The following is a 6,481-nucleotide window of genomic DNA, read 5'->3' on the forward strand; positions in this document are numbered from 1 at the left end:
ATGTTGCATATCTTCTGTCCTCACTGTGGCGAACTGCGCTCCGAAGAGGAATTCCACGCGTCCGGCCAAGCGCACATCCCGCGCCCGCTGGACCCGAATGCCTGCACCGATGCCGAGTGGGGCGACTACATGTTCTTCCGCGACAACCCCCGTGGCCTGCACCACGAACTGTGGATTCACGCCGCCGGTTGCCGTCAGTACTTCAACGCCACCCGCGACACCGTGACCTACGAAATCCTTGAAACCTACAAGATCGGTGAGCAGCCACAATTCACCGCCAAGGCCTCTGGAGAGAAGGTATGAGCCAGATCAATCGCCTGTCCAACGGTGGCCGCATCGACCGCAACAAGGTCCTGACGTTTACCTTCAACGGCCAGAGCTACAAGGGCTTTGAAGGCGACACCCTGGCCGCCGCCCTGCTGGCCAACGGCGTCGACATCATCGGCCGCAGCTTCAAGTACTCGCGCCCGCGCGGCATCTTTGCCGCCGGCGCCGAAGAGCCGAACGCGGTGCTGCAGATCGGCGCCACCGAAGCCACGCAAATCCCCAACGTGCGTGCCACGCAACAGGCGCTGTATCAGGGTTTGGTCGCCACCAGCACCAACGGCTGGCCGAGCGTGAACAACGACATGATGGGTATTCTCGGCAAGGTCGGCGGCAAGTTGATGCCGCCGGGCTTCTACTACAAAACCTTCATGTACCCGCAATCGTTCTGGATGACCTACGAGAAGTACATCCGCAAGGCTGCCGGCCTTGGCCGCTCGCCGACCGAGAACGACCCGGACACCTACGACAATTTCAACCGTCACTGCGACGTGCTGATCGTGGGCGCAGGCCCTGCCGGCCTCGCCGCGGCACTGGCGGCTGCACGCAGCGGTGCCCGTGTGATCATCGCCGATGAGCAGGAAGAATTCGGCGGCTCGTTGCTCGATTCGCGCGAAAGCCTCGACGGCAAGCCGGCCACCGAGTGGGTCGCCAGCGTGATCGCAGAACTCAAGGCTCTGCCGGACGTGGTGCTGCTGCCCCGCGCCACGGTCAACGGCTACCACGACCATAACTTCCTGACCATTCACGAACGCCTCACCGATCACCTCGGTGACCGTGCGCCGATTGGCGTGGTGCGTCAGCGTATCCACCGGGTGCGCGCCAAGCGCGTCGTGCTGGCCACTGGTGCGTGCGAGCGTCCGCTGGTGTACGGCAACAACGACGTGCCGGGCAATATGCTCGCCGGTGCGGTGTCGACCTACGTGCGCCGCTACGGCGTGGCGCCGGGCAAGAAACTGGTGCTGTCGACCAACAACGATCATGCCTACCGCGTGGCGCTGGACTGGTTCGACGCCGGGCTGCAAGTGGTGGCCGTGGCCGATGCGCGCCACAACCCACGCGGCGCGCTGGTGGAAGAAGCCCGCGCCAAGGGCATTCGCATTCTCACCGGCAGTGCCGTGATCGAGGCCCGTGGCAGCAAGCACGTCACCGCTGCCCGCGTGGCGGCAATCGATGTGAAAGCCCATAAAGTCAGCAGCCCCGGCGAATGGCTGGACTGCGATCTGCTCGCCAGCTCCGGCGGTTACAGCCCGGTGGTGCACCTGGCCTCGCACCTGGGCGGCAAGCCGACCTGGCGCGAAGATATTCTCGGTTTCGTGCCGGGCGAAGCGCCGCAGAAACGCGTGTGCGTCGGCGGTATCAACGGCGTTTATGGCCTTGGTGATTCGTTGGCCGACGGTTTTGAAGGCGGCGTGCGCGCGGCCAGCGAAGCCGGGTTTGCGCCGGTGGAAGGCACGCTGCCAAAAGCCTTGAGCCGTCTGGAAGAACCGACTCTGGCGCTGTTCCAGGTACCCCACGACAAAGTCACTGCACGGGCCCCCAAGCAATTTGTCGACCTGCAAAACGACGTCACCGCCGCCGCCATCGAACTGGCGACTCGCGAGGGTTTCGAGTCGGTCGAGCACGTCAAGCGCTACACCGCACTGGGCTTCGGCACCGACCAGGGCAAGCTGGGTAACGTCAACGGCCTGGCGATTGCCGCGCGCTCGCTGAACGTGACCATCCCGCAGATGGGCACCACCATGTTCCGTCCCAACTACACGCCGGTCACCTTCGGCGCGATAGCGGGCCGCCATTGTGGGCACATCTTCGAACCGGTGCGTTACACCGCGCTGCAAGCCTGGCACGTGAAGAACGGCGCCGAGTTTGAAGACGTCGGCCAGTGGAAACGCCCGTGGTACTTCCCGAGCAACGGTGAAGACCTGCACGCGGCGGTGAAGCGCGAATGCCTGGCCGTGCGCGACAGCGTCGGCCTGCTGGACGCGTCCACCCTCGGCAAGATCGACATTCAAGGCCCGGATGCCCGCGAGTTCCTCAACCGCATCTACACCAATGCGTGGACCAAGCTCGACGTGGGCAAGGCGCGCTATGGCCTGATGTGCAAGGAAGACGGCATGGTTTTCGACGATGGCGTGACGGCCTGCCTCGCCGATAACCACTTCCTGATGACCACCACCACCGGCGGCGCGGCGCGTGTTCTTCAGTGGCTGGAAATCTACCAACAGACCGAATGGCCGGACCTCAAGGTGTACTTCACCTCGGTCACCGACCACTGGGCGACCATGACCCTGTCGGGCCCCAACAGCCGCAAGCTGCTGAGTGAGGTGACCGATATCGACCTGGACAAGGACGGCTTCCCGTTCATGACCTGGAAGGAAGGCCTGGTCGGCGGCGTACCGGCGCGGGTGTTCCGCATCTCGTTTACCGGTGAGCTGTCGTATGAAGTCAACGTGCAGGCCGACTACGCCATGGGCGTGCTGGAGAAAATCGTCGAGGCCGGCAAAAAGTACAACCTGACCCCGTACGGCACCGAAACCATGCACGTACTGCGGGCCGAGAAGGGCTTCATCATCGTCGGCCAGGACACTGATGGCTCGATGACCCCGGACGACCTGAACATGGGCTGGTGCGTAGGCCGCACCAAGCCGTTCTCGTGGATCGGCTGGCGTGGCATGAACCGTGAAGACTGCGTGCGTGAAGAGCGCAAGCAACTGGTGGGCTTGAAGCCGATCGATCCGAATGTGTGGCTGCCCGAAGGCGCGCAGCTTGTGCTGGATGCCAAGCAGGCGATTCCGATGAAGATGGTCGGCCACGTCACTTCCAGCTATGCGCACAACTCCCTGGGTTATTCGTTTGCCATGGGTGTGGTCAAGGGCGGCTTGAAGCGCATCGGCGAGCGGGTGTTCTCGCCGCAGGCGGATGGCAGCGTGATCGAGGCGGAGATTGTGTCCTCGGTGTTCTTTGATCCTAAGGGTGACCGGCAGAACATTTGAGTCGCCTGCATCGGGGGCAAGCCCCCTCCCACATTTTGAAATGCATTCCCCTGTGGGAGGGGGCTTGCTCCCGATGAGGCCATCAGCCTCACAACAGAATTCAAACAGGTGCTTTATGACAGCAGCCAATGTTTACCAACAACGCCCCACCACCAGCGCCAAAGCCGAATCCTCGCTGCACCATGCCGACCTCGCCAGCCTGGTCGGCAAGGGCCGCAACAATGCCGGCGTGACCGTGCGTGAAAAGAAACTCCTCGGCCACCTGACCATCCGTGGCGATGGCCATGACGCCGCCTTCGCCGCTGGCGTGCACAAGGCTCTGGGCATTGAGTTGCCGGGCGCCCTGCAGGTCATCGTCAAAGGCGAAACCAGCCTGCAATGGCTCGGCCCGGATGAGTGGCTGTTGATCGTGCCAGGCGGTGAAGAGTTCGCTGCCGAGCAGAACCTGCGCGCGGCCCTGGGCGAGCTGCATATCCAGATCGTCAACGTCAGCGGCGGCCAGCAGATCCTCGAACTCAGCGGCCCGAACGTGCGCGACGTACTGATGAAATCCACCAGCTACGACGTGCACCCCAACAACTTCCCGGTGGGCAAGGCGGTGGGCACGGTGTTTGCCAAGTCGCAATTGGTGATCCGCCACACGGCAGAAGACACCTGGGAACTGCTGATTCGTCGCAGCTTCTCGGATTACTGGTGGTTGTGGCTGCAGGATGCCTCGGCCGAGTTCGGCCTGAGTGTTCAAGCCTGAGGAATAAACCATGAGCCGCGCACCCGATACATGGATTTTGACTGCCGACTGCCCCAGCGTGCTCGGCACGGTGGACGCGGTCACCCGCTACCTGTTCGAGCAGGGCTGCTACGTCACCGAGCACCATTCGTTCGATGATCGCCTCTCGGGACGATTTTTTATTCGGGTGGAATTTCGCCAGCCAGACGGCTTTGACGAGCAGGGTTTTCGCGATGGCCTGGCCACGCGCGGTGAAGCCTTTGGCATGATCTTCGAGCTGACGGCGCCGAACTACCGGCCAAAAGTGGTGATCATGGTCTCCAAGGCCGATCACTGCCTCAACGACCTGCTGTACCGCCAACGCATCGGCCAGCTGTCGATGGACGTGGTTGCGGTGGTGTCCAATCACCCTGATTTGCAACCGTTGGCCGACTGGCACCAGATTCCCTACTACCATTTCCCCCTCGACCCCAACGACAAACCGTCCCAGGAGCGTCAGGTGTGGCAGGTGATTGAAGAGACGGGCGCGGAACTGGTGATCCTTGCGCGCTACATGCAAGTGCTGTCACCGGAGCTGTGCCGCAAGCTGGATGGCAAGGCGATCAACATCCACCACTCGTTGCTGCCGGGCTTCAAGGGCGCCAAGCCTTATCACCAGGCGTACAACAAGGGGGTGAAGCTGGTCGGTGCCACGGCGCATTACATCAATAACGATCTGGATGAAGGCCCGATCATTGCCCAGGGGGTGGAAGTGGTGGACCACAGCCACTATCCCGAGGACTTGATTGCCAAGGGGCGGGATATCGAAGGGCTCACATTGGCGCGGGCGGTGGGGTATCACATCGAGCGGCGGGTGTTCTTGAATGCCAATAGGACCGTGGTGCTCTGACTGGCGCCATCGGGAGCAAGCCCCCTCCCACCTTTGGAATGCATTCCCCTGTGGGAGGGGGCTTGCCCCCGATGAGGCCCACAGGAAAAACACAAGGAAACAGCATCTGTACCCGAGCACTTAACGCGCTGCCCACCCAAAGGGGCAACGCAGTTCCATAAAAACAACAGCGAGGTGAAAGCATGTCTGGTAATCGTGGTGTCGTGTATCTCGGCAACGGCAAGGTCGAAGTACAGAAAATCGACTATCCCAAAATGCAGGACCCCCGTGGCAGGAAGATTGAACACGGCGTCATCCTGCGCGTGGTCTCCACCAACATCTGCGGCTCCGACCAACACATGGTGCGCGGCCGCACTACCGCTCAGACTGGCCTGGTGCTCGGTCACGAAATCACCGGCGAAGTGATCGAGAAGGGCAGCGACGTCGAGAACCTGAAAATCGGTGACCTGGTCTCCGTACCCTTCAACGTGGCGTGCGGCCGCTGCCGCTCGTGCAAGGAGCAACACACCGGCGTGTGCCTGACCGTCAACCCGGCTCGTGCCGGTGGCGCCTACGGCTATGTCGACATGGGCGACTGGACCGGCGGCCAGGCTGAATACGTGCTGGTGCCGTACGCGGACTTCAACCTGCTGAAGCTGCCGGACCGCGACAAGGCTATGGAGAAAATCCGCGACCTGACCTGCCTCTCCGACATCCTGCCGACCGGCTACCACGGCGCTGTCACTGCCGGCGTCGGCCCGGGCAGCACCGTGTACATCGCCGGTGCCGGGCCGGTCGGTCTGGCCGCTGCGGCTTCCGCACGCCTGCTGGGCGCAGCGGTGGTGATCATCGGCGACGTCAACCCGATCCGCCTGGCGCACGCCAAGGCCCAGGGTTTCGAAATTGCCGACTTGTCCACCGACACCCCGCTGCACGAACAGATCGCCGCACTGCTGGGCGAGCCCGAAGTGGACAGCGCCGTTGACTGCGTGGGCTTCGAAGCACGCGGCCACGGTCACGACGGCGTCAAGGCCGAAGCACCGGCCACCGTGCTCAACTCGCTGATGGGCGTGGTGCGCGTGGCGGGCAAGATCGGTATTCCGGGCCTGTACGTGACCGAAGACCCAGGCGCGGTGGACGCCGCCGCGAAAATGGGCAGCCTGAGCATCCGCTTTGGCCTGGGCTGGGCCAAGTCCCACAGCTTCCACACCGGGCAGACGCCGGTGATGAAGTACAACCGCCAACTGATGCAGGCGATCATGTGGGACCGTATCAACATTGCCGACATTGTTGGCGTGCAGGTCATCAGCCTGGATGACGCGCCGCGTGGGTACGGCGAGTTCGATGCGGGTGTGCCGAAGAAGTTTGTGATTGATCCGCATAAGCTGTTCAGCGCGGCGTAAATCGTTGTGCCAATGAAAAGGGCGACCCATGGGTCGCCCTTTTTTTGGTGCGCCAGGCATGGCGCGTTGCGCGAAGCGCAACCAGTTTGGCTGTGGTGGCCACGCTGGTGACTTGGAGGTGAAAGTCCTCTACACACCCGGCAAGGGGAAGTGTTAGCCAGAGGCA

At 62.6% G+C, this 6,481-nt stretch carries 5 protein-coding genes; all 5 read left to right on the forward strand.

What is annotated here, in order from left to right:
- Positions 1–303 (forward strand): sarcosine oxidase subunit delta, encoded by a 303-nt coding sequence (locus tag LUB09_RS20045; RefSeq protein ID WP_003234437.1) that lies wholly within the window; start codon positions 1–3, stop codon positions 301–303.
- A complete protein-coding gene (locus tag LUB09_RS20050) occupies positions 300–3,317 on the forward strand; it encodes a sarcosine oxidase subunit alpha (protein ID WP_231423515.1) in 3,018 nt (1,005 codons plus the stop codon). The genes LUB09_RS20045 and LUB09_RS20050 overlap by 4 nt, the downstream gene beginning before the upstream one ends.
- 115 nt (positions 3,318–3,432) lie before the next feature.
- Entirely contained in the window at positions 3,433–4,065 is a 633-nt protein-coding gene (locus LUB09_RS20055; protein WP_209985674.1) for a sarcosine oxidase subunit gamma, read from the forward strand.
- A 10-nt stretch (positions 4,066–4,075) separates the two neighbouring features.
- Positions 4,076–4,933, forward strand: a complete 858-nt coding sequence (gene purU, locus LUB09_RS20060; RefSeq protein WP_003234431.1) for a formyltetrahydrofolate deformylase — start codon at positions 4,076–4,078, stop codon at positions 4,931–4,933.
- Between the two features lie 182 nt (positions 4,934–5,115).
- A complete protein-coding gene (fdhA, locus tag LUB09_RS20065; protein ID WP_090401752.1) occupies positions 5,116–6,315 on the forward strand; it encodes a formaldehyde dehydrogenase, glutathione-independent in 1,200 nt (399 codons plus the stop codon).
- The last annotated feature ends 166 nt before the right edge of the window (positions 6,316–6,481 follow it).

This window comes from Pseudomonas sp. Leaf59 (assembly GCF_920984685.1).
GTDB lineage: Bacteria > Pseudomonadota > Gammaproteobacteria > Pseudomonadales > Pseudomonadaceae > Aquipseudomonas.

Coding starts and splice junctions, on each gene's coding strand:
- LUB09_RS20045 (WP_003234437.1), top strand. CDS start 1: ATGTTGCATATCTTCTGTCCTCACTGTGGCGAACTGCGCTCCGAAGAG.
- LUB09_RS20050 (WP_231423515.1), top strand. CDS start 300: ATGAGCCAGATCAATCGCCTGTCCAACGGTGGCCGCATCGACCGCAAC.
- LUB09_RS20055 (WP_209985674.1), top strand. CDS start 3,433: ATGACAGCAGCCAATGTTTACCAACAACGCCCCACCACCAGCGCCAAA.
- purU (WP_003234431.1), top strand. CDS start 4,076: ATGAGCCGCGCACCCGATACATGGATTTTGACTGCCGACTGCCCCAGC.
- fdhA (WP_090401752.1), top strand. CDS start 5,116: ATGTCTGGTAATCGTGGTGTCGTGTATCTCGGCAACGGCAAGGTCGAA.